Origin of the sequence: Clostridium fessum (genome assembly GCF_003024715.1) — a bacterium.
Classification (GTDB): domain Bacteria; phylum Bacillota; class Clostridia; order Lachnospirales; family Lachnospiraceae; genus Otoolea; species Otoolea fessa.
On record NZ_PYLO01000004.1, the window covers coordinates 142522 to 164867 of the forward strand.

The following is a 22346-nucleotide window of genomic DNA, read 5'->3' on the forward strand; positions in this document are numbered from 1 at the left end:
AATGGTACTGAATAACCGTCCATATCCGGACTGGCATGAAGGACTGACAATCAGGGGTGTGATGGAACACATGAAATTTACCTGGCCCAAGCTGGTCGTGAAGGTAAATGGGCAGCTGGTCTGGCCAGAAGACTATGATAAAGTAACACTTGAAGAAGCAGATGATTTGAAGATTTATCATTTACTGGGGGGCGGTTGATTCAGAAAGGAGACGCTGGTTTGGAGATAGACAAAGAACGCTATAAAAGAAATATTCTCCTGCCGGAGGTAGGAGAAGAAGGACAGAAAAAGCTGGCGGAAAGCCGGGTGCTGGTAGTCGGGGCGGGGGGACTTGGATCTCCCGTCAGCCTCTATCTGGCAGCAGCAGGAGTCGGTACGATCGGGATTGCTGATTTTGACCGGGTGGATGTCAGCAATCTGCAGCGGCAAATCCTTTACCGGGAACAGGACATTGGAAAGGCAAAAGCAGAACTGACGGCGGAGCAGCTTCAGAGCCGGAATCATTCGGTGCAGGTAGAATTATACCCAGAGGGGATTACAGCTGAAAATGCAGAAGAAATTCTTGCAAAGTTTGATGTGATTGTGGATGCTTCGGATAATTTTCCAACCCGCTATCTGCTGAGTGACACATGTATGAAGCTGGGAAAGCCGGATGTATATGGAGCTATCTGTGAATTTGCGGGACAGGTTACCGTGTTCGCATCGGACGGACCATGTCTGCGCTGTCTCTGTCCGGAGGCAGAGGACCCATCCGGAAACCCGAATTCGGCTGCTTATGGTGTGCTTGGCGTGATTCCCGGCATGATCGGGTGTATGCAGGCGGCAGAAGTATTGAAGCTTCTTTTGGGCAAGGGAGAGCCGCTGATTGGAAAAATGCTGTTCATTGATGCCAAAACGTGGTCCACGGATCTGATAGAAGTTCCGGTGCATCCCCAGTGTAGCTGCCATACACATACCAAAGTTCACCGGACGTGAAAACGGTATTAAAAATAGACATATGGAACAATCTCTTTACTTCACAGGAAAAGAATGATAAAATAAATTAAATTGTCGAAAGCAGATGAGGAAGATTATCCACTCTGCTTTCGGCTGGATTCAGGTAAACAAAAAGGTAAATTAGATGACCAGGAATGTTTCCCTGAAATTACGATTATTGAGAAGTTAAGAGGTAAAAGGCAAATGGCGAAGGGTAATAACACAAAAGCAAAAATTGCCCGTGTTGCATGGAAATTGTTTCATGAGAAGGGATATGAGGAGACGACGATCGATGAGATTATCCTGCAGTCTGGAACATCAAAGGGAAGCTTCTATCATTATTATAGTGGAAAGGATGAGCTTCTGGCATCTCTCCCAGAGATCTTTGATGCAAAGTATGAAGAGGTAATGCAGGCGCTGGATCCGGAGATGGACAGCTTTGACAAGCTTATGACGCTCTGCTTCAGTGTACATGATCTGATAGAGTCGGATATCCCGGTAGGGCTTCTGGCGTCACTCTATTCCTCACAGGTGGTGACAAAGGGGGATAAGCATCTTTTAAACCAGAACCGTTTTTACTATAAGATGGTAAATCAGCTGGTCGATGAGGGGCAGCGCCGGGGGCAGATTACCCGCAGTATGCCATATTACGAGATTGCACATATGTATGCACTCTGCGAGAGGGCAATCATCTATGATTACTGCATTTCAGACGGTGGCTATGCGCTTGGAGAGTATACAAGAAAGACAATGCCTCTGCTGTTCGGCGGAGTGCGTGTAAAGCAGGAAGTCAAATAAAAAAGCAGACGGAAAATGCTTCTTAGGGGTATTTTCTGTCTGCTTTTGTGCGTGATAGCCGCGTACAGATCAGGATAGCATTGAGTACCTTTAAAATAAAGGAACCTGGGACGGGAAAATACAGCTTAAGAAAGGAAGAATGCCAGATGGAACGAGAAAATCAGGAGTATATAAGCATTGTGAATGCAACGGAAAACAACTTGAAACATGTGTCGTTGAAAATTCCGAAAAAGAAAATCACGGTTTTTACCGGTGTGTCCGGTTCGGGCAAATCATCGCTCTGTCTTGATACGATTGCGGCAGAGTCGCGGCGGGAGCTGAATGTGACATTTCCAAGCTTTGTCCAGCAGTTTCTGCCGAAATATGGTCGTCCGGAGGTTGAGCGCATGGAGAATCTTCCGGTCACGATCGTGATCGATCAGAAAAAGCCGGTGGCAAACTCCCGCTCAACGGTCGGCACATACACCGATATCTATGCGCTGCTGCGCCTGCTATTCTCACGTGTGGGCAAACCGTTTGTCGGCTATTCGGACAGCTTTTCCTTCAACCATCCGAGCGGCAAGTGTGAGCGCTGTGAGGGCTTGGGCGTTGTGACGGAGCTGGACATCCACAAGCTGGTGGATTTTGATAAATGCCTAAACGATGAGGGCGTTATCCAGTGGCCGGCGTTCACGACCGGCGCATGGCGGTGGAAGCGGTACGCGTACAGCGGTCTGTTTGATTTGGACAAGAAGATCAAGGATTATTCGAAGGAGGAGATGGATTTATTTCTCTATTCGCCGCAGATCCGCCTGAAAAATCCGCCGGCAAACTGGCCGAAATCCGCGAAGTACGAGGGCATTTATCCGCGTATGTACCGCAGTATCATTACATCTAAGGAAGGACAGCTTCACAAGAAAGAGCTGGATCGCATTGTCAGCACCTTTACGTGTCCGGAGTGCCACGGGGCGAGACTGAATGCGAAGATCCGGAGCTGCCTGATTAACGGAAAAAATATCTGCGAGGTTTCGGATATGCCGATCCCGGAGGCGGCAGAGTTTATCCGCCAGATCGACGATCCGCTGGCGCGCGATATCAAGACCGAGATCCTGAAGCGGATGAATGCGCTGATTGAGATCGGACTCAGCTATCTTTCTTTAAGCCGTGGAACAGACACTCTCTCCGGCGGCGAGGCGCAGCGTATCAAGATCGCGCGTTACATCAATTCGCCGCTTACCGATATGATGTATGTGCTGGATGAGCCGAGCGTCGGACTGCATTCGCGCGATATCCAGAATCTCAAAAATTCGCTGATCAAGCTGAAAGAGCACGGAAATACCGTGATGATTGTGGAACACCACCGGGAAGTCATCGCTCTGGCGGATCACATTGTGGATATGGGACCGGAAGCGGGCATAAACGGTGGACAGATCATGTATCAGGGAAGCTACGAGAACCTTTTGAAAGCGGACACTGTGACCGGGCGGATGCTGCGGACGAAAACGCCGATGAAGATGGAGTACCGCAAGCCGAACGGATGGTATCAGGTTGAGCACGCGAAGCTTCATAACTTAAAAGATCTGAGCGTAAAACTGCCGCTTGGCGTGATGACGGTCATCGCTGGTGTGGCTGGTTCGGGAAAAAGCTCCCTGATGGAATATTTTACGAGCCAGTATCCAGGCGAGGTGATCTCGATCCGGCAGAAGGATATCGGTATCAATCTGCGTTCGACCCCGGCGACGTATCTGGATATCGCGGATGCGATCCGGGCGCTTTTTGCGAAAGCGAACCATGTCGCACAGGCATATTTCAGTTTCAATTCCAAGGGCGCCTGCCCGGCGTGCCAGGGAAAAGGTGTAATTATATCGGATATGGCATATATGGATTCGATTGAGACGGTTTGCGAAGTCTGCCACGGAACGCGGTATTCGGAGGAAGTGCTGCACTATCAGTACAAGGGAAAAAATATTGCGGAAGTCATGGATATGACCGTCCGTCAGGCGATCCAGTTCTTTGAAGATGCGGATTTTGTGAAGAAACTCGATACGCTGGTACAGGTCGGACTCGGTTACCTGCACCTGAATCAGTCGATGACGACGCTTTCCGGCGGCGAGCTGCAGCGTGTGAAGCTGGCGAGCAAGCTGGATGAGCGGGGACAGATATTCATTCTGGATGAGCCGACTGACGGGCTGCATCTCGACGATATCCGCCGTCTGATGAAGCTTTTCAACCGGATGACCGATCAGGGCAATACACTGTTTATCATCGAGCACAGCCTGGATGTGATGAAGGACGCCGACTATATCGTGGAGCTTGGACCGGGCGGCGGACTCGCAGGCGGCAGTCTGCTCTTTGCCGGGACACCGAAGGAGATGCTGGAAGCGGAGCGGAGTGTGACGCGGGAGTATCTGCGGGAGAGCTTATAGATAAAGAAAAATATCCCGAATGCATCGGAAAGTGCATTCGGGATATTTTTAACAACACTCAATCAATTCGTTCAAATACCATGGTAGCTTGAAAGATATTTCTTCGCATCTTTAAAAAACGCCGCCACGATCAGGAGAATGATAAACGCGATCGGAAATGCTGCAATGATGGACACGGTCTGCAGGTTTGCCATCGAATTATCACTGAAAATGAGGACCATCGGCAGCAGAATCAGGCTCAGGGACCAGAAGGTTTTGATCGCCATGTGCGGTTCGTCCTCGCTTGTCAGGTTCTTGTAGGAGTAGGCGGAGGCAACCAGTACGATCGCGTCAAAGCTGGTGGCATAGAAGGCGATCATCGCCGCCGCGAGCAGAACGAGGACCATCGGGGCGAGCGGAAGCGTGCGGATGATGGCAGTGATTGTGGAATAGAGGTCGCCACTGGCGGCATAAAGCCCCATGACATCCAGTTTTCCGAACACCTGGAGTCCCAGGCTGTAGTTTCCGAGGATAATAAAGCTCACAAACGTGCCGCCAAGCCCGAACACGTAGCCGCCGAGGATTGTCTGCCGGATCGTACGTCCACGAGAGATGGTTCCGATGAAGAACGGGGCAGCGACGCACCAGACCATCCAGTATGCCCAGTAGAACATTGTCCATGTCTGCGGAAATGAGGTGGTGCGCTGTGGGTCGGTGTAGGTGGAGAGTCCGATAAAGTTCTGTACCAGATTTCCGATGGAGGAAAAGCCGGTTTCGATGATATAGCGTGATTCACCGCCAAACAGCAGCACATATGCCAGAAGAGCGAAGAAGAGGTAGACGCAGGACGCCGCGAGCTTCTGGATGCCCTTCATGCCACGCACGACGGAAACGGTATATACCAGGCAGGTGACTGCCAGAATCGCGATGGTGATGAGGCGGGTGTCGCCGAATCCGAAGAGTTCGGAGACGATCTGGCTCATCAGAGGGGTCGCCAGCGTAAAAGTCGTGGTTGTGCCGGCCAGCAGTGCGAAGACCGCCATCAGATCAATCAGAGTTCCGGCAAGCCCGTCTGTGTGTTTTCCGAGGATCGGGCGGCAGGCTTCGGAGTATTTCTGTTTATGGCAGCCGCGCACATGAAGCATGAAGCCAAAGGCAGCGGCGAGCACGACATAGAAGCCCCACGGGATCGGACCCCAGTGAAAGAGCGGGTATGTGCTCGCCCAGTCCTGAATACTGCCCATTTCTGCCAGATGCGGGTCATTGGCGTAGAGAACCCACTCACACAGGGAGTAAAAGAGAATGTCCGCCGCAAGTCCGGAGGTAAACATCATTGAACCCCAGGCAAAATTGGAATAGAGCGGCTTCTCATCCGGTTTTCCGAGCCGGATGGTTCCGTAGCGGGAAAAGGCGATGTAGATTGACAGAAGAAAAATGCCGAGTCCGATGGCAAGGTAGCCGACACCGAAGTTTTCCCCGAGAAAGCTCCGGAGATTTTCCAACACTGCCTTGGATGCATCTGGCGCAGCCAGAAAGCAGAGACAGAGTATTATAATAAGAAGAAATGGGACGACCATCGTGGTCCAGTCCAGGCGTTTTGGCTCTGGCGCTGTTTGGAATTGTGGATTTTGCATGGGAAACCTCCTTTTAAATCATTTGTAAAAATGAGGATTTTTGCAAATGGTTCATGTTCATTTTTTGATAAATAAATTAAATATTGAACACATTATAGCATTGGGTGGAAAAAAAATCAATGAAAAATTTGGGAAAAAATAGAGAAACAAGGAAATAGATGTTACCGGTTCACGGGTAGGCACTTTTGGAACCGAAAGTGCCGTAAGAAAACGTGGTGGCAGCAGGAATTTGCCGTATTTAAATGCGAAGCCACGGCAAATTCCGTTACTGGGCACGTATGCGTGAACAGTAACGAATCGATAGAAAAATGTATGGGAGGCGGCAATGGAAAAAACCTGCCGCCTCCCTACTGCTCAATCTGCACATCAAATCCCAGTCCGCGCAGCATATTCGCATAATTCTCCATATCCTGGCCGGAGAAGGTCTGCTCGCGGGCAAGCGTCGGAGATTGCGTGTATTTTTCATATTTAATGATCCCCAGATTTGAATAGGAGAGCAGAATTACATGTCTGATGTGGTGCTCAGACAAAAGGTGGGCATACCTGCGGGCATCGATGAGCGTGTCGTTGATGCCGGGGGTAATGGTAATGCGGACCGCCACTTTTTTTCCGATAGAGATGGCAAAGTCCAGATTTTCCAGAATCGAATGATTTGAGACACCGGTGAACTGGACATATTTCTTTTCAGAATAATGTTTTAAATCGATGATAATCATGTCCGCGTTGGCGATGAAGCGGGAGAAAGCCAGCGGTTTGGCGAAAGCGGTCGTCTCAATCGCGGTGCGGATGCCGTGTTCTTTACATTTTTTCAGGACAGCGGTGGCTGCTTCCGGCTGCATCAGCGGATCGCCGCCGGAGAGAATGACGCCGCCATTTCCATAGAGCTCCCGGTCGGCAAGAATTTTTTCCATGATTTCATCCATATCCATCATCTGACCGACGAAATGAAGCATTCGGGACGGACAGTGATCCGTACAGGCACGGCAGAATGTACAGGTGTCCGGGGTAAAGGTGAGACGGTTGTCTGAAAATGCCAGACTTCCGGTGGGACATTCGCTGACACAGAGATTGCAGTAGAGACAGTGCTTGCTGTCCCAGAGAATCCGGGTCGGGCGCTCATGCGCCTGCGGTGTTGAACACCAGACACAGCGCAGGGGGCATCCTTTAAAATAAATCGTAGTTCGCAGCCCGGAACCGTCAGCCAATTCATTTCGTTTGATCTTAAATATATTCGCCTGCATGAATACAATACTCCTGAAAATCCTTCTGATATTTATAAAACACGATAAGACATTGAGTATTCCGGCACGGGATGGCACCGGAATTTCCGAATGGATTCGTAATACATCTGAATGCAAAATACAGGCTAACTATAGCATAAAGAAGATAAAAAGTAAATGAGACAGTTTCTCCAATTTGCTGCTTGATTTTTTTACAAAGATTTGACAAAAAAGCGGAAATAAATTTTACAAAAAAGCGCTATAATAAAACAGGTTCAAGAGAGAATATGTGTGAACGCTGCGAAAGAGCAGGTTATACAGCGGCAGATTTGCCAACTGGCACATATCGAAAAAGAAACCACGAAGGAATACCGCGAGAGATCGGGCGGCTGGCTTAAAATGAAGCGCGAAAACAGCTGCAGGAAAAAGATGGAAGATGGCGGGGAAGATATGGAATTGAAATATGAACTCTGGAAAGAGAGTATAGTTCAAGAAAAAGTTATATGTGAATGTAGGAAGCGTCTGTCGGGATATCGGCGGGCGGTTTTTTGTTTCATAGTAGAATTAAATATATCATTTGTGAAATTACAGTATTATACATAATTTCTATATACAAAAGAGGTATTTGTTTATGTTATGAGCACAGGCTTACAACACTTATTAATAAGAATTAATATAAGGTACTTTTAACGAAAAATTTGCGGAAAATCACGCTTACAACGTGAAAAACACGGTTGTATTTAGGAAATAAACTTGTTATAATGAGTGGCTGAAATGGAAAATGTAAAACAAAAAAGAAAAAAGTTGGGAGGTTACGAAGGTGAAAAGATTGAGTGCGTTTTGCGCGAGCCTGGGATTATTTTTGATGGCAAATCCGATGACGGCTCTGGCAGCAGAACAGGAAGGCGGTGCATCGGCATCCTCTGTGCCGCTCTGGATGTGTATTCCATTTGCGGGACTGCTTCTCTGTATTGCGATTCTGCCGCTTGTGAAGGCAGAATGGTGGGAAGAGCACCAGCCTCATGCGGTTGCTCTTTGGTCAATTCTTTTTATCATTCCGTTTGCGATGCGTTACAGTGCGGGGACAGCACTGGAAACGGTTCTGGAATGTCTGGTCAATGACTATTTGACCTTTATTATTTTGTTATTTGGACTTTTCTGCGTTGCCGGTAATATCACGATGTCCGGTGACCTGGCAGGTTCTCCGCGTGTCAATGTAGGACTACTGGCACTGGGAACCCTGCTTTCAAGCTGGATCGGTACGACCGGTGCCAGTATGCTGATGATTCGTCCGGTTGTCAAGATGAATGCATGGAGAAAGAAGAAACGTCATATCATTATCTTCTTTATTTTCCTTGTATCCAACATCGGCGGATGTCTGACCCCGATCGGTGACCCGCCTCTGCTGATGGGCTTCATGCGCGGCGTACCGTTTTTCTGGAGCTTACATCTGGCGCCGATCTTATTCTTCAATATGCTGGTGCTGCTGACAATCTTCTATTTTATTGATAAGAGGGCATATCGTCAGGATATCGCGAGCGGTCTGAAACCGGATATCAGCAAACCGGGTACCGAAGTAAAGCTGCGCGGCGCGCACAACCTGATTTTCCTGGTTATGATCGTGGCAGCCGTTATTTTAAGCGGTACCTTACCGTCCATGCCGCAGTTCCAGGATGCAGCCGGAAAGGTGCTTGGCATCCATCTGTTTGGAGAGGTAGAATTAAGCTATCCGGCCATCATTGAGATTGTGATCATTCTGGTGGCGGCCTTCCTGTCCTTCAAGACCACGAAGGTTGAGATCCGCCGTGAGAACCACTTTACCTGGGGCGCGATTCAGGAGGTTGCGGTTCTGTTTATCGGTATTTTCATCACGATGCAGCCAGCCCTGATGATTCTGAAAGCAAATGGCGCGAACCTGGGCATCTCCGAGCCGTTTGAAATGTTCTGGGCGACCGGTCTGCTGTCCAGCTTCCTGGATAACACGCCGACCTATCTGGTATTTTTAACAACGGCAGGTGCGCTTGGATTTACGGAGGGCATGGTGACGACGTTAGGAACGGTTCCGATCAAGATGCTGATGGCGATCTCCTGTGGTGCGGTATTTATGGGTGCGAACACCTACATCGGAAATGCACCGAACTTCATGGTTAAGTCGATTGCGGATGAAAACGGTGTGCGTATGCCGTCCTTCTTCGGATATCTGCTCTGGTCGTTCGGTATTCTGGTTCCGGTCTTTGCACTTGATATGCTGTTATTCTTTTTATAGGGGGTGAGTGACGATGAGCAACAATCAGGAACATACCAATACAGATAATATGGAAAATCAGACGCAGCAGGCGCTTGAAAAGGACAGCGCCCAGTATGCGAATGAAGTAACGGGTGCGGAAAATGCAGCCGAAAAGGATTCAGCAGGGAAGAAGCCGGGCAGCACGGTGCCTGGAAGAGATGAAAAACGAATCCGTGAACTGGCGGAGAGTATTTACGATCTGGATGCGGAGGTTTATGCACAGTTAGGTTCTTCTCTGGGACGTGTTTTCAATCGTGACCGGAAGCGCTGCGTGGATGAGCTGACTCATCTGATGCTGACACGCCCGCAGGGTAACTTGGTTCGAAGTGAGATTGCCCTGATCGGAAACATGGCGCGTACCATCGAGAATAAGGAAGAGCGGAAGCTCGTCATGACCGAGTACAACCGGATTCTGACCGAAGTCATGAGTCTGCCGACCAGTTTCGCGAGCGGCGACGTTATCAACGCAGAGCTGGCGAAGCTGAATACATTTAACCTGAAAAACCGTTTCTCCGAAAATGACCACCTGATCGTATGTATCAGCTGGACCTACGGAAGCGGCGGTGTAAATATCGGATTTAAGCTGGCAGATAAGCTGAAAATCAATTTCTACGACGCGGAGATCTTTGAAGCGGTTCTGAAACGTCTCGAGGCTCAGAAGGATTCTATACAGGATTCTGTCAGCTACGGAATCAAGCCGGGAATCAAGAAAGAGCCGGCGCACGATCAGGATGCCAATGTAAACCCGAGTGAGGCATTCATCCCGGAGCGCCATCTGACCCTGCGCCAGCGCATGCGCGAGTTCAGCCGTTTCCACGGACTGCCGAAGCGTGATGCGGTCTTCTTCAACGAGAGCGACCTTCTGGTTGACATGGCGAAGAAGGAAGATTTTGTTATTCTGGGACGATGCGGAGATGCCATCATGGCAAACAACAACATCCCGCATATCAGTATCTACATCACGGCGCCGTTTGAGCAGCGTATCAAACGTGCGATGGAGATTGACAGTTCCCTGACGGTCAAGCAGGCACGCCATATGTTAAAGCATCTGGATCATGTCCACAGCCAGTACTATCATTATTATACAAACCGAAACTGGGGACATTCCAACAACTATGATCTCTGTATCAACAGTGCCAGCTACGGTATCGATGGAACCGTGGATTTCATCTATCGGATGATCATGGCGCGGGAAGAGGATAAATAAGAGAACGGCTGAAGATGATGGGAGTCAGCGAAAGACAACAGACGCTGCTCCCAGATTCTTCGGTCGTTTTTTTACATTTATAGTTTACTGCCAATAGAATGTATAACTAAAAAGATTCAGAATTTTTGCGGCGGAATACTTGCAAATTTGAGGGAAAGCCAGTATACTAGGTACCATATCACAGGGAAGTCCTTCGAAAGCGGGAGATTGGAAGAGGCATCCTTCTCGAAAGGAGAAATAAATTATGGAAGAAAGAATTATGCGCCGCGTAGCGGATTCAGCTGTTATCCAGACACAGCTTGTATTAAATAGTCACTTAAATGGTGCTGGTCGTTTGTTTGGCGGTCAGCTGATGGAATGGATCGACGTTGTAGCGACCGTTGTAGCGCGCCGCCACGCGCACTGCAATCCGACAACTGCGTCGGTTGATAACCTGCAGTTCAAAGAGGCAGTCCACCTGAACAATACCCTGATTATCGAGGGTAAGCTGACTTACGTTGGAAGAACCTCCATGGAAGTGCGTGTCGATACATTCGTAGAGTCTTTAAGCGGTGCGCGTAAACTGGTTAATACCGCTTATGTGGTTATGGTAGCGCTGGATGAAAACGAGCATCCTATGGAGGTTCCGGGACTGCTTGTCGAGACCGATGAGGAGAAGGCAGAGTGGGAAGCTGGCGTGAAGAGAAACGACTTGCGGAAGCACCGCCGTGCGGAGAACTACTAATCGGCAGTGTTTTTGTTTGGGAAAGGGAATTTGCATAAACCGGAAACAGATGTAATAAGATGTAAAAAACGTTCTCAGGGGAACTCCCATGAAGGAATATATCGAGGAACGGGCGGTTGCGATCGCTAATTACATCATAGACTACAATGCGACAGTGCGGCAGGCGGCGCGGAAATTTGGGATCAGTAAATCTACCGTGCATACAGAAGTGATAAAATGGAACGGTTAATATGGGCGATAGAGTAAGAAGCCCATGTAGGCAAATAAGCGGTATAGATCAGCACCAGGAACGGGCTGACCTATGCCGCTTATTTTGCATTTTGGAGGAAGTGTGGCTACACACTCCGACAAAAGAGGGTTTCCAAAGGGTATCCCTTTGGCACACGACTTTGCTTGCAAAGTGTAGTGTGTTATACGCTCTGTCGGCGTTGCTGCGAAAATGAGGTTGCCAACCGGGAGGGTAAGGGCATTTGAAGCAGCAGGAAAACAAGGCTGTGATTGTGTGGCGTGGAGCCGCAAACACAGGGTTGGTTTCATCAGCAGACAGGGCGTATATGAAAGCCCCGTCCCTCGTCCTACGCCGAACTTATGGATACACTCCCGCAAAAATTGAAATGGGCGGGAAGCCATTTTAGGGCTTTCCCGCCTTGATTACCCTTTAGCAAAGACAGGCGGGACTGTCAACGGCGGTGCATTTATGCGCTGTTTATCTTGACCGTTGACTGACTCGGCTGGCTTTGCTATTGATTCCCCATTTGTACTTTTTTGAATAACAGTCCAAAAATAAAGAGAAAAAGAAGTAGTTTAGTAGTTATGGAAATAACACCACCTATTGTACCCAAAGAGGAAAACAGCCCTTTACTTAATGAGGTAATAACTAAAAATATGAATAACCCAAATATTACAGCAACAATTCCTTTTACTGTCTCTGAATTCGAGCCAGCGTCTACAATTTGATTCGGATTTTGAGGATTATAATATATTTCAATCTGTTCGCCAATAGAATATCGTTCTTCTGATTCTCCTTTACCATATAACTGTGACTGTATTTTATCCCCATTTTCTGCTGTGAAGGATACTATTTCAAAATAAGTATACTCTGTTCTTTCTTTAATGCTATCTGTTTTTCGTGGGCGCATTTCACCAACTATGTCAACAACTTCTGCGGTGGTTTTTATTCCACTAATACGAAGATGCATCGAGTTGTAGGTTACACCAGCTCCATACAATATGATATAAAAAGAAAATCCTGTAAACAACAGTGAGAGAATCCAAAACAGGACTGTCATTTTTTTACACTCCTTCCTCTTTTTCTGCAAGTTTCGTGGCTTTTTATTCGGTACTGGAGAAACTTCATTGGAATTGAACAATTCCTCTTCAATAGGAGTACTCGCAATATCAATAATCAAGTTGTTAATATGCTGTTGCCAAGTTGAAAGGGTACCATCTTTTTCCCACGCTGTTATCAAAACCCTAGTCTTTCCATTACCTATTGTCCCCCGTTTTAAATCATTAAGGGCAGATAGTATTTTTTGCTTTGATGTTTCGTCTAACATGAAAGATTTTACACTTTTCAATCTTTCTGGCACATTTATAAAATGCCCAAATTTCTTAAAATCAGAAAATAACTCCGCCAATACTAAATAAGTACTGTCAGAATAATCTGCGTGTTCTGGCTCATCTACGATAAAATCAATTTCTTCACATATAGAAATAATATGCTTCATTGTCCAATTTTGTTTTTTCACAGCTTCCATTTCCAATACTTCCATAAGCATTTGAACTGATTTATCTGAAGTATTTCTATAATACATCTAAGCACCTCTTTTCCGTACTTATTTTACTTTTTCCCCGCTGTGGGTTTGGATTTTTCAGCAAGTCTGACTTCTGCGCAATCTTTTTCAGCCACTTCTTTTCTTCTTCGGACAGCTTCTTTAAATTCAATTTGAGCCGCTTACAGATAAACGCCAAAGCCGCTTGCTCTGGGTCGCTGTCTGGGCTGGCAGCTTCGTCAACGGTCTGCAAGAAATCTTCCAGTGGGTTATCCTCCGGGACGCTGAAAAAATCGTCCTTATGTGCTTCTCGTAGGTCAAGAGCTATCTTGTTTATGTCCTGCTGTATCACATAGCGGCAAAAGCTGTCATCATCAATATGGGCGGCGATAAGCTGTCTTAACTGCGGGTCAGACAAGCCGGGATTGTGCTGCTTCATAATGGTTGCACTCACAGCGTCCACTATGGCGTTTGCACTCTGTACCTGTTTGTCAGCGATACCGTTTACATAGATTTCAAGGTCAGCCATCAGCCGGGGAAAATCCGGGTGTACTGCCAGTTCACACAAGAGGGAATTATCTATCAGCCCACTTTTCAAGAGTTCAATCATATCATCACTCAAACGCAGGTCTGCAAGATCGGCGTTTGGGTGATTTTTTGTTTGAGAACGCCCCAGTAAATAATCAACAGTCACTTCATAAAACTTTGCCAACTCAATAAGGGCATAATGGCTGATGTCCTTGAAATTATCCCCCTCATAACTGCCCAACGCCGACTTGGAGAGGTGCGTCTGCTCCGCAAGCTGTTCCAGCGTCAGCCCACGCTCCACACGCAGGTCTTTCAATCGTTCTTGTATGGAAAGTTCCATGCTCTCCCTCCTTGTCTGCTTGGGAAATGAAAATTATGCTTCTCCTCTTTGCTCTAACAAATCGAAAACTTCGTCCATATCCATTTCAAACATTACACTATCTTCATGTATTGGAGCAAAGTAGTAAGCAACCTTTTCTGCTCCAAATTCTTGCTCCAACTGCTCCCAGTGAGAAGTCAATCCTATACAAAAGGCAAGCGTATCACCGCCGAGCGAATCCATATACCAACGGATTTGATACTTTGGAGATACATACTTTTGAATACTTTTCAATGTTGTATCTCTATCAGTACACTCGTCTGCATAAGGAATTGCTGTACTAATACCATTCTTGTGCAAGAAAATATCAACTCCACGTTCCTTCTCTATTTCCACGCACTCAAACTGAATTTTATCTTCATCAGGAAGCTCATCATTGAAATATTTGATAATAGAGTCGTCAAAATCACCCCAGTCAACCCAGATAAGGGCATCACTCTCCCAAAAATCATCTTTGTTTTCTGCTGGTGCTGATAAAAAATTTTTTACCTTTTCCATTTGTATCCCTCCTGCCTAACCATCGTGATTTATCGTTCTGTTATTTTCATTTTACCACAATTCCGAGAGCGTGGAAATAGAGAGTTTTCCGAGCTGATTTCCGACCTTATGGATATACGGGGCGGGTGGTCTTTTAGGTGTAGACTTAGGGTAGTTCATCGATGAGCTACACCTTGAAAAATGAATGACCGTCCGAAAAGGAATACCCCGGCAGGGGAAGCACCGCAACGAGCCACTTCGGGACAAAATGTCCCGAAGTCCGGGGAGCGTGCCAACGCTGGAACACGCCGCAGGAATGGGGCAGGAAGCCTTTTCGGGGAGAACGGCAAAGGAAAGCAAGATGGAGGGAATACATGAGAGAGAACCCATATAAACGACTGCCGTCCATAGAGCACAAGCTGGACGGTTCCCTTTACCGTATGACACCGACACAGAGGAAACAGGCAAACGCCCTGATCCGCCGGGAGTGCTGCTGTTATGAGGACGGGAACTGTATGCTCCTTGACGATGGGGACACCCACACCTGCCCCCAGACCATTTCTTTCTCGGTCTGCTGTAAGTGGTTCCGCTGGTCGGTCTTGCCGCAAATCGGGACGCTGGAAGCGGAGATTTTCCGGGATAAGGAGCTCAAACGCTGTGCGGTCTGCGGCAGAGTGTTCGTCCCAAAGTCCAACCGGGCGAAATACTGTCCCGACTGTGCCGCCAGAGTTCACAGGCGGCAGAAAACAGAAAGTGAACGGAAAAGGAGGTCTTGTGTGGACAGTTAGGGGCTGAAAAGTCCTTGATTTACAAGGCTTTGCAAGCACAGAACAGGGGCAGGCAATAGAAACTACCGTCTGCCCCAGAAAACGGGCTTCTAACCGTCCACAAAACACGATATGACAAACACCATTTATATCCATCAGCCGGAAAAGGCGGTCAGCTTTACCCGGCTTCCAAATTTCCTTTTTGAAGCCCCCACATTCACACCCCTGTCCAACGAAGCAAAGGTACTGTATGCCTTTATCCTGCGCCGGACAGACCTGTCCCGGAAAAACGGCTGGGCAGATGAATACGGGCGGATTTACCTCTACTATCCCATCAACGAGGTGGTGGAGCTGCTCCACTGCGGGCGGCAGAAGGCGGTCAACACCCTGCGGGAACTGCAATATGCCGGACTGGTGGAAATCCAGAAGCAAGGCTGTGGAAAACCCAACCGAATTTACCCAAAATCCTACGAAGCGGTTCCAAACACCGACTTCAAGAAATCCGGTTATGGAACGCCGGAGGACTGAAAACCGCACTCCACAAGTACGATAATCAATCCTCTTGAAGTGCGAAAACCGGACGGTATATAGAAATACAGAGATTAAAACGATTTTATTTATATCTTATCCATTCCTATCCGATCCGAGATATTTTCTGCGGGATTTTCCTGTGGAAAAGTCCCGGAAAGGAACGGAATGGGGAAAGGAGTTTCATGGCACAACACGCAATTTTGCGATTTGAAAAACACAAGGGCAATCCGGCAAGACCGCTGGAAGCCCATCACGAACGGCAAAAGGAACAGTACGCCAGCAATCCCGACATTGACACCAGCCGGAGCAAGTACAACTTCCATATCGTTAAGCCAGAGGGCAGGTACTACCACTTCATTCAAAGCCGCATTGAACAAGCTGGCTGCCGCACCCGCAGGGACAGCACCCGTTTTGTGGATACGCTGATTACCGCCAGCCCGGAATTTTTTAAGAAGAAGTCCCCAAAGGAGATACAGGAATTTTTCCAGAGGGCGGCTGATTTCTTAATCGGGCGGGTAGGGAAAGAAAATATCGTGTCGGCGGTGGTACACATGGACGAGAAAACGCCCCACCTGCATTTGGTCTTTGTCCCGCTGACAGAGGACAACCGCCTGTGTGCAAAGGAGATTATCGGGAACAGAGCCAACCTCACAAAATGGCAGGACGATTTTCACGCCTATATGGTGGAGAAATATCCCGACTTGGAGCGTGGGGAAAGTGCTAGCAAGACAGGCAGGAAGCATATCCCCATCCGCCTGTTCAAGCAGGCAGTCAATCTCTCCAAACAGGCAAGAGCCATTGAAGCCACGCTGGGCGATATTACCCCGTTCAATGCCGGAAAGAAGAAAGAGGAAGCCCTCTCCCTGCTGAAAAAGTGGTTTCCGCAGATGGAGAACTTCTCCGGTCAGCTCAAAAAATACAAGGTTACGATAAACGACCTTTTGGCAGAAAATGAACAGTTGGAAGCCAGAGCCAAAGCCAGTGAAAAAGGCAAGATGAAAGATACGATGGAACGGGCAAAGCTGGAAAGCGAGCTGAAAGACATTCAGCGGCTGGTAGACCGTATCCCGCCGGAGGTGCTGGCAGAATTGAAACGACAGCCCAACAAGCGTGGGCGTGAACTTTGACAAAAGTTATATGGTACTATTTTCCGCCTTGTTTTCATAGACATGGACAAAGAGTAGCACACAAGGAGGAGGTGGAACTCTGCTGTGAAAAAGCGAAAACTAAATTATCGGTTTCATAACCCTAATCCAGCGGCAGAGACCGCCGACTACTTACTGAAAATCCTAATTGAAGCCAATACGGAAAAAGTACAGTCGGCTATTCAAGAAGCCGCAGCCGCATCAGATGATACCGAAGAAAAATTAGACGAGGGACACTCTGCGTGAGCGGAGTGTCCCTTTTTTCATGGTTGAAAACGCTGACTTCATGTGATAATATTAAGATGTAACAGAACGATTTAATTTTAACAGAGAGGTTTTGCCATGAATATAGCTGCTTACTGCCGTGTTTCCACCGATAAGGCTGACCAGCTCAACAGCCTGGAAGCACAGAAAGAGTTTTTTTCTGAATACACAAAACGCACAGGGGACACCTTAGTAAGATTGTATGCAGACGAGGGTATTTCTGGAACCAAAATAAAAAATCGAAAAGAATTTCTACGCATGATGGCAGATGCCGAGCATGGGTTGTTTGATATGGTCGTAGTCAAGGATATTTCCCGCTTTGCCAGAAATACCGTTGACCTTTTGCAGAATGTCCGCAAGCTGAAATCTTTGGGAATTGAAACGCAGTTTTTGACCGCTAACATGACCAGCATGGGGAACAGTGAATTTGTGCTGACGATTTTTGGGGCATTGGCACAGGAGGAAAGTGCGAATACCTCAAAGCGTGTGAAATTTGGAAAAAAGATGAATGCTGAAAAAGGTCGTGTCCCGAATATCGTTTATGGATATGATAAGACGATTGGAGATTATTTTAACCTTGCAATCAATGAAGAAGAAGCTGCGGTTGTCCGCCAGATTTATGAGTGGTATATCAAAGACGGGTATGGTGCTGCGAAAATTTCTATTTTCTTAAATGAACGAGGATTGCGGACAAAACGGAATTGCCAGTGGAGCCAGAATGGGGTTTGCCGTATTCTTACGAATGAACTTTATACGGGTAAAATTATTAACGGCAAACAGGAAGTAACCGACTTTCTGACCGGGCAGAGGGCGAACAAAGATGAAACCGAGTGGATGGTTGTGGAGCGTCCAGATTTGCGTATTATTGAGCCGGAGGTTTTTGAACAGGCACAGCAGATTATGCAGTCCAGAGGCAAAGCATTTAAGGTGGATAAGGAACGCCAAAGCAATAAATATCTGTTCTCTACTCTTATCAAATGCAAGGAATGCGGCTGGTCCTTCCGGCGCACAGTCCGCACATATAAAAACACTTATGTCCGCTGGGTGTGTTCCGGGCATAACGGGCGTGGTGCAGACAACTGCCCCAATGCTGTGACGGTAGATGAAGAAGAATTGATTGAAGTTTTGCAGGAATATTTTGCTGAACTTCTGAAAGCAAAGAAGAATGTGATCCGTTATGTGGTCGGAGAATTTCAGCGGGTTTATAAGGCAAAGGACGAAAACCTGAATTATGAAAAAGAGCTAAATGCCCAGCTTGCAAAGCTGCAAAAAACCCGGCAAAAATATATGGATATGTACGCAGACGATTTGATTTCCAGAGAGGAACTGAATGATAAAATCGGCGGCATGAGAAAAGAAATTGAACGGCTGGAAAACGAACTGAAGATGGTAGCGTATCATCTTACCAAGGGGGAACAGTTGGAAAGCGTCCTCGGACGGACATTCAAAGAGATTGAGGATATAACAGATGTACACCAGATGACCAATGCCCAGCTAAAGCGCATTATCCAGAAAATCGAAGTGGACAAGGATGGGAATGTGGATATTTACCTGCGTTTGCTTGGGGATTTGGGCTTGGACGAAACCGTTCTAATTCGTCACGACGAAACATAAAGATGTGGCCGAGCGCCTTTCCCATATCAATCCGCCGCTTGCATCCCGGGCGCGTGTAGTACTGGACATCAACAAAGCGGAACGCCATATCCGGGGCGGGATGGCGACGAAAGAAAAATATGAGCATGAGCACCAGCTGCGCGCGTGCAGCCGGGACGAGAAATAGAAAAGCTGGTAAAATTGGAGCTGAAAGCAGAAAAAGGGGCATTCCGCCTGAACGGGCGGAGTGCCATTTTTTCTGCTTCATTGCAAACTATTTCAAAATATGCTATAGTAGCTTCGATTCATAAAGCTATATGTCAGCCAGATTCAGGCATATGGCAGCGTAGGAGGAACGGGAAAATTCTGAATCGAAAGATAAAAAACAAAGAGGAAGAATGATAGATGGAACCAAGACAGGCAATCCTGGTAGTCAGCTTCGGGACAAGCTACAATGATAGCCGGGAAAAGACGATCGGAGCGGTTGAGCGTGCAGTGGCGGAGGCATTTCCGGCATATGAGGTGCGCCGGGCATTTACCAGCCAGAGGATCATTGATAAATTGAAAAAGCGGGATCAACGGTCGATCGACAATTTGAAGGAGGCGCTTGACCGGGCAGCAGCCGATGGGATTAAAAGTCTGATTGTGCAGCCGACCCATCTGATGGATGGATTTGAATACATGGATGTAAAAGCGGAAGTGGAAGTGAATCAGGGGCGTTTTGAACGGTTGGCGCTGGGAGCACCGCTTCTTGCCAGTGAAGCGGATCTGGATGCGGTGATCCGGGCGATGGCAGGAGAACTGGGCGGATATGACGATGGAAAAACGGCACTCTGCCTGATGGGGCATGGGACGGACGCGGCTTCCAATCAGGTGTATCAGAAGATGCAGGATAGGATGATCGCGGGCGGCTATGCAAATTATTACATCGGAACCGTGGAGGCGCAGCCGGATTTACAGGCGGTGATCGAGAAATTGGGCGCGCAGAAACACTATCAGAGGGCAGTGCTGCAGCCGCTCATGGTGGTTGCAGGCGACCATGCGAATCAGGATATGGCAGGTGAAGAGGAGGATTCCTGGAAGAGCCGCCTGGAACGCGCCGGATACCAGGTGGAATGCCGCATCCGGGGACTGGGAGAGGTTGAGGCGATCCGGAAGCTGTATGTGGCGCACGTGAGAGAGGCAGAGTGGGAAAAATGAAGAAAATAGGATGGATAACGGGAAAGAAAAGGTTACTTAGGATGGCAGGACTGTCGCTTATGGGGGTGCTGCTCTTGAGCGGCTGTGGAAATACGGGAAAGAGTGCGGTGGCGGCAGCGTCGTCTACATCTGCCAGTGAGACATCCAATGAGGCGGGTAAAGGTTCGAAAGTGTCCCAGCCGGCAGAAAACGTGGATGCACAGGTGGCGGAGGCATCACTTCCACAGCCGGGTGAGGCGATCAGTGCGTCCCTGACCTGGAAATCGCGGATGGAGCTTGCCTATGCGACCCAGTTTGCGGTCGATATCTATGAGGATGCGGACGGGATGCAGTACGAAGCAGTTTCGGTTGCGGATGGAAGCCGTTTTCTTCTGATTCCAGAGGGCGGAAAGGTGCCGGAAGATCTTCCGGATTCGATCCAGGTGCTTAAGCGCCCGGTCAAACAGATTTATCTGGTAGCGACCGCGACCATGGATATGTTCCGGATGCTGGGAGCGCTCCCGGATATCCGGTTTTCGGGAACCGATGCGTCGGGCTGGTACATCCCGGAGGCAAAGGAGGCGATGGAGAATGGGTCAATTCTCTACGCAGGCAAGTACAGCGAACCGGATTATGAGCGGATCGTCTCGGAGGGCTGCGGTCTGGCAATAGAAAATACGATGATTCTCCATTCGCCGGAGGTAAAAGAAAAGCTGGAAAGTTTCGGAATCCCGGTGATTGTGGATCATTCCAGCTACGAAGCACATCCGCTGGGGCGGACGGAATGGATCCGCCTGTATGGAGTGCTGACCGGAAAAGAAAAAGAGGCGGAAGCGGCATTTGCAAAGCAGGAAGCGGCTTTGCAGCGTGTTACAGAAGAAGGTTCGGATGCGGAGAACGCAGGCGGGAGCGTAAAAACAGAACAGACGGCACAGGCGGAAAAGCCGTCGGCGGCATTTTTCTATATTACGAACCAGGGCAGCGTGAACGTGCGCCGTTCCTCTGATTATATACCGAAAATGATAGAATTAGCGGGCGGCAGATACATATTCGGGCATCTGGGGGATGACGGAAAGAGGTCTTCGACCGTCAATATGCAGATGGAAGAATTTTATGCAGCCGCGAAAGAATCCGATTATCTGATTTATAACAGTACAATCGACGGGGAGATTCACTCAATTTCGGAGCTTTTGGCAAAAGCGCCGGTTCTCAAGGATTTCAAGGCGGTACAGGCGGGAAATGTCTGGTGCACGACGAAGAATCTCTATCAGGAATCCATGTCGGTTGGAGCAATGCTGGAAGATATCCATGCGATTTTCAGCGGAAGCCAGGAAGATGGGACATATCTGTATAAATTGCAGTCGTGAGGATGGAAAGTGTAATAAAGATAGATAGGAGAAACGATGCGTTCAGTATCAGAAGCAAACAGACAAAAACAGGAAAAAAAACAAAGAAACCTGGCGCAGGCAGGCAGACAGGTGCGGATCGCAGGCGCATTTCTGCTTCTGATTATGCTGCTGCTCCTGTCGCTTATCTGGAGTGTCTGTTCAGGCAGTGTATCGGTTCCGATCATGGAATTTTTACAGGAACTGCGGGAGCCTAAGCTGCGTGGAATGGCGTGGACGATCATCTGGGAGATCCGTCTGCCGCGCGCGCTGGCGGCGCTGATCCTTGGCGGGGCGCTGGCACTGTCAGGGTATCTGTTACAGACCTTTTTCCACAATCCAATCGCGGGTCCCTTTGTGCTGGGAATTTCTTCTGGTTCAAAGCTTTTGGTAGCACTTGTGATGGTCGGATTTCTGGAATGGAATATTACGATCAATTCGGGGATGCTGGTGGCAGCGGCATTTGCCGGAGCGCTTCTCTCTATGCTGTTTGTGCTCCTGGTCGCGCGGAAAATGGAACAGATGGCAATGCTGATCGTCGGGGGCGTGATGATCGGCTATATTTGCTCGGCAATCACGGATTTTGTTGTGACCTTCGCCAGCGATGCGGATATTGTCAACCTGCATAACTGGTCGCGCGGAAGTTTTTCTGGTATGACCTGGGAAAATGTGGCAGTCATGGCGGGCGTGACCTTTGTCTCAGCGGCAGCGGTGTTTCTGTTATCCAAACCGATCGGCGCATACCAGATGGGGGAGACGTATGCGAAAAGCATGGGAGTCAATGTCGCACATCTGCGTTTCTTTATGGTGATTTTGTCCAGCATCTTATCTGGCTGCGTAGCGGCATTTGCCGGTCCGGTTTCCTTTGTTGGAATCGCGGTTCCGCATCTGATCCGCTGGCTGTTTGCCGATACAAGACCGCTGGTGCTGATTCCGGGCTGTTTCCTGGGCGGAAGCGTGTTCTGCCTGTTCAGCGACTGGCTGGCGCGGACGGTCTTTGCCCCGACGGAATTGAGCATCAGCACGGTAACAGCTGTCTTCGGTGCGCCGGTCGTGATTTTTGTGATGATGCGGAAACATCGAAAGAGCACCTGAAG

Annotated in this window: 20 protein-coding genes and 2 pseudogenes; 17 read left to right on the plus strand and 5 right to left on the minus strand. The window is 48.4% G+C overall.

Annotation, left to right across the window (positions count from 1 at the left end; all coding sequences use genetic code 11):
- Position 1 precedes the first annotated feature (1 nt).
- The 4 genes from thiS (at position 2) to C7U56_RS11995 (ending at position 4178) form a co-directional block, all read left to right on the plus strand.
- Positions 2-199: a sulfur carrier protein ThiS gene (thiS, locus tag C7U56_RS11980; RefSeq protein ID WP_022360324.1), complete on the plus strand. Its 198-nt coding sequence runs from the start codon at positions 2-4 to the stop codon at positions 197-199.
- A 20-nt stretch (positions 200-219) separates the two neighbouring features.
- Entirely contained in the window at positions 220-975 is a 756-nt protein-coding gene (locus C7U56_RS11985) for a HesA/MoeB/ThiF family protein (RefSeq protein WP_181357238.1), read from the plus strand.
- Positions 976-1179: 204 nt separating this feature from the next.
- Positions 1180-1773: a TetR/AcrR family transcriptional regulator gene (locus tag C7U56_RS11990; RefSeq protein WP_107001407.1), complete on the plus strand. Its 594-nt coding sequence runs from the start codon at positions 1180-1182 to the stop codon at positions 1771-1773.
- Between the two features lie 146 nt (positions 1774-1919).
- Positions 1920-4178, plus strand: a complete 2259-nt coding sequence (locus tag C7U56_RS11995) for an ATP-binding cassette domain-containing protein (RefSeq protein WP_107001408.1) — start codon at positions 1920-1922, stop codon at positions 4176-4178.
- Between the two features lie 71 nt (positions 4179-4249).
- Here C7U56_RS11995 and C7U56_RS12000 read toward each other — a convergent pair whose 3' ends face one another.
- Positions 4250-5791 carry a BCCT family transporter gene (locus C7U56_RS12000; protein WP_107001409.1) on the minus strand — a complete coding sequence of 514 codons (1542 nt, stop codon included), beginning with the start codon at positions 5789-5791 and terminating at the stop codon, positions 4250-4252.
- A 347-nt stretch (positions 5792-6138) separates the two neighbouring features.
- Positions 6139-7032: a glycyl-radical enzyme activating protein gene (locus C7U56_RS12005; protein ID WP_107001410.1), complete on the minus strand. Its 894-nt coding sequence runs from the start codon at positions 7030-7032 to the stop codon at positions 6139-6141.
- A gap of 799 nt (positions 7033-7831) precedes the next feature.
- Between C7U56_RS12005 and C7U56_RS12015 the strand changes: the two genes are divergently transcribed.
- The 4 genes and pseudogenes from C7U56_RS12015 to C7U56_RS12030 form a co-directional block, all read left to right on the plus strand.
- Complete coding sequence (locus C7U56_RS12015) at positions 7832-9277, plus strand: sodium:proton antiporter (protein WP_227589679.1); 1446 nt, start codon at positions 7832-7834, stop codon at positions 9275-9277.
- 13 nt (positions 9278-9290) lie between these two features.
- Complete coding sequence (locus C7U56_RS12020; RefSeq protein ID WP_227589680.1) at positions 9291-10505, plus strand: cytidylate kinase-like family protein; 1215 nt, start codon at positions 9291-9293, stop codon at positions 10503-10505.
- A gap of 244 nt (positions 10506-10749) precedes the next feature.
- Positions 10750-11229, plus strand: a complete 480-nt coding sequence (locus tag C7U56_RS12025; RefSeq protein WP_107001412.1) for an acyl-CoA thioesterase — start codon at positions 10750-10752, stop codon at positions 11227-11229.
- An 88-nt stretch (positions 11230-11317) separates the two neighbouring features.
- A pseudogene (locus tag C7U56_RS12030) lies at positions 11318-11440 on the plus strand (sporulation transcriptional regulator SpoIIID); the annotation flags it as partial.
- Positions 11441-11969: 529 nt separating this feature from the next.
- On the opposite strand, the gene C7U56_RS12035 reads toward C7U56_RS12030, so the two are convergent.
- From C7U56_RS12035 to C7U56_RS12045, 3 genes are read right to left on the minus strand one after another with little or no spacing between them, the layout of a single operon-like run.
- Positions 11970-13043, minus strand: a complete 1074-nt coding sequence (locus C7U56_RS12035) for a DUF3592 domain-containing protein (RefSeq protein ID WP_107001413.1) — start codon at positions 13041-13043, stop codon at positions 11970-11972.
- Positions 13033-13869, minus strand: coding sequence for a helix-turn-helix domain-containing protein (locus C7U56_RS12040; protein ID WP_107001414.1), 837 nt, complete (start codon positions 13867-13869; stop codon positions 13033-13035). The genes C7U56_RS12035 and C7U56_RS12040 overlap by 11 nt, the downstream gene beginning before the upstream one ends.
- A gap of 33 nt (positions 13870-13902) precedes the next feature.
- Positions 13903-14406 (minus strand): glutathione reductase, encoded by a 504-nt coding sequence (locus C7U56_RS12045; protein ID WP_107001415.1) that lies wholly within the window; start codon positions 14404-14406, stop codon positions 13903-13905.
- A 353-nt stretch (positions 14407-14759) separates the two neighbouring features.
- Between C7U56_RS12045 and C7U56_RS12050 the strand changes: the two genes are divergently transcribed.
- From C7U56_RS12050 to C7U56_RS12095, 9 genes and pseudogenes are all read left to right on the plus strand, one after another.
- Positions 14760-15173 carry a cysteine-rich VLP domain-containing protein gene (locus tag C7U56_RS12050; RefSeq protein ID WP_107001416.1) on the plus strand — a complete coding sequence of 138 codons (414 nt, stop codon included), beginning with the start codon at positions 14760-14762 and terminating at the stop codon, positions 15171-15173.
- A gap of 111 nt (positions 15174-15284) precedes the next feature.
- Positions 15285-15680 (plus strand): replication initiator protein A, encoded by a 396-nt coding sequence (locus C7U56_RS12055; protein ID WP_007889413.1) that lies wholly within the window; start codon positions 15285-15287, stop codon positions 15678-15680.
- Between the two features lie 185 nt (positions 15681-15865).
- A complete protein-coding gene (mobV, locus tag C7U56_RS12065) occupies positions 15866-16810 on the plus strand; it encodes a MobV family relaxase (RefSeq protein WP_107001418.1) in 945 nt (314 codons plus the stop codon).
- 84 nt (positions 16811-16894) lie between these two features.
- Positions 16895-17074, plus strand: coding sequence for a hypothetical protein (locus tag C7U56_RS12070; RefSeq protein ID WP_107001419.1), 180 nt, complete (start codon positions 16895-16897; stop codon positions 17072-17074).
- 96 nt (positions 17075-17170) lie between these two features.
- Positions 17171-18706, plus strand: coding sequence for a recombinase family protein (locus C7U56_RS12075; protein ID WP_107001420.1), 1536 nt, complete (start codon positions 17171-17173; stop codon positions 18704-18706).
- A pseudogene (locus C7U56_RS12080) lies at positions 18693-18872 on the plus strand (sporulation transcriptional regulator SpoIIID); the annotation flags it as partial. The gene C7U56_RS12075 and the pseudogene C7U56_RS12080, both read left to right, overlap by 14 nt.
- A gap of 218 nt (positions 18873-19090) precedes the next feature.
- Positions 19091-19885: a sirohydrochlorin cobaltochelatase gene (locus C7U56_RS12085; RefSeq protein WP_107001422.1), complete on the plus strand. Its 795-nt coding sequence runs from the start codon at positions 19091-19093 to the stop codon at positions 19883-19885.
- 41 nt (positions 19886-19926) lie between these two features.
- Positions 19927-21231, plus strand: a complete 1305-nt coding sequence (locus C7U56_RS12090) for an ABC transporter substrate-binding protein (protein WP_233430266.1) — start codon at positions 19927-19929, stop codon at positions 21229-21231.
- Positions 21232-21267: 36 nt separating this feature from the next.
- Positions 21268-22344, plus strand: a complete 1077-nt coding sequence (locus C7U56_RS12095; protein ID WP_181357239.1) for a FecCD family ABC transporter permease — start codon at positions 21268-21270, stop codon at positions 22342-22344.
- Positions 22345-22346 lie beyond the last annotated feature (2 nt).

Excerpts from the sequence above, each read along its gene's own strand:
- thiS (WP_022360324.1), top strand. The coding sequence starts at position 2 with ATGGTACTGAATAACCGTCCATATCCGGACTGGCATGAAGGACTGACA.
- C7U56_RS11990 (WP_107001407.1), top strand. The coding sequence starts at position 1,180 with ATGGCGAAGGGTAATAACACAAAAGCAAAAATTGCCCGTGTTGCATGG.
- C7U56_RS11995 (WP_107001408.1), top strand. The coding sequence starts at position 1,920 with ATGGAACGAGAAAATCAGGAGTATATAAGCATTGTGAATGCAACGGAA.
- C7U56_RS12000 (WP_107001409.1), bottom strand. The coding sequence starts at position 5,791 with ATGCAAAATCCACAATTCCAAACAGCGCCAGAGCCAAAACGCCTGGAC.
- C7U56_RS12005 (WP_107001410.1), bottom strand. The coding sequence starts at position 7,032 with ATGCAGGCGAATATATTTAAGATCAAACGAAATGAATTGGCTGACGGT.
- C7U56_RS12020 (WP_227589680.1), top strand. The coding sequence starts at position 9,291 with ATGAGCAACAATCAGGAACATACCAATACAGATAATATGGAAAATCAG.
- C7U56_RS12025 (WP_107001412.1), top strand. The coding sequence starts at position 10,750 with ATGGAAGAAAGAATTATGCGCCGCGTAGCGGATTCAGCTGTTATCCAG.
- C7U56_RS12035 (WP_107001413.1), bottom strand. The coding sequence starts at position 13,043 with ATGTATTATAGAAATACTTCAGATAAATCAGTTCAAATGCTTATGGAA.
- C7U56_RS12040 (WP_107001414.1), bottom strand. The coding sequence starts at position 13,869 with ATGGAACTTTCCATACAAGAACGATTGAAAGACCTGCGTGTGGAGCGT.
- C7U56_RS12045 (WP_107001415.1), bottom strand. The coding sequence starts at position 14,406 with ATGGAAAAGGTAAAAAATTTTTTATCAGCACCAGCAGAAAACAAAGAT.
- C7U56_RS12050 (WP_107001416.1), top strand. The coding sequence starts at position 14,760 with ATGAGAGAGAACCCATATAAACGACTGCCGTCCATAGAGCACAAGCTG.
- C7U56_RS12055 (WP_007889413.1), top strand. The coding sequence starts at position 15,285 with ATGACAAACACCATTTATATCCATCAGCCGGAAAAGGCGGTCAGCTTT.
- mobV (WP_107001418.1), top strand. The coding sequence starts at position 15,866 with ATGGCACAACACGCAATTTTGCGATTTGAAAAACACAAGGGCAATCCG.
- C7U56_RS12075 (WP_107001420.1), top strand. The coding sequence starts at position 17,171 with ATGAATATAGCTGCTTACTGCCGTGTTTCCACCGATAAGGCTGACCAG.
- C7U56_RS12085 (WP_107001422.1), top strand. The coding sequence starts at position 19,091 with ATGGAACCAAGACAGGCAATCCTGGTAGTCAGCTTCGGGACAAGCTAC.
- C7U56_RS12090 (WP_233430266.1), top strand. The coding sequence starts at position 19,927 with ATGGCAGGACTGTCGCTTATGGGGGTGCTGCTCTTGAGCGGCTGTGGA.
- C7U56_RS12095 (WP_181357239.1), top strand. The coding sequence starts at position 21,268 with ATGCGTTCAGTATCAGAAGCAAACAGACAAAAACAGGAAAAAAAACAA.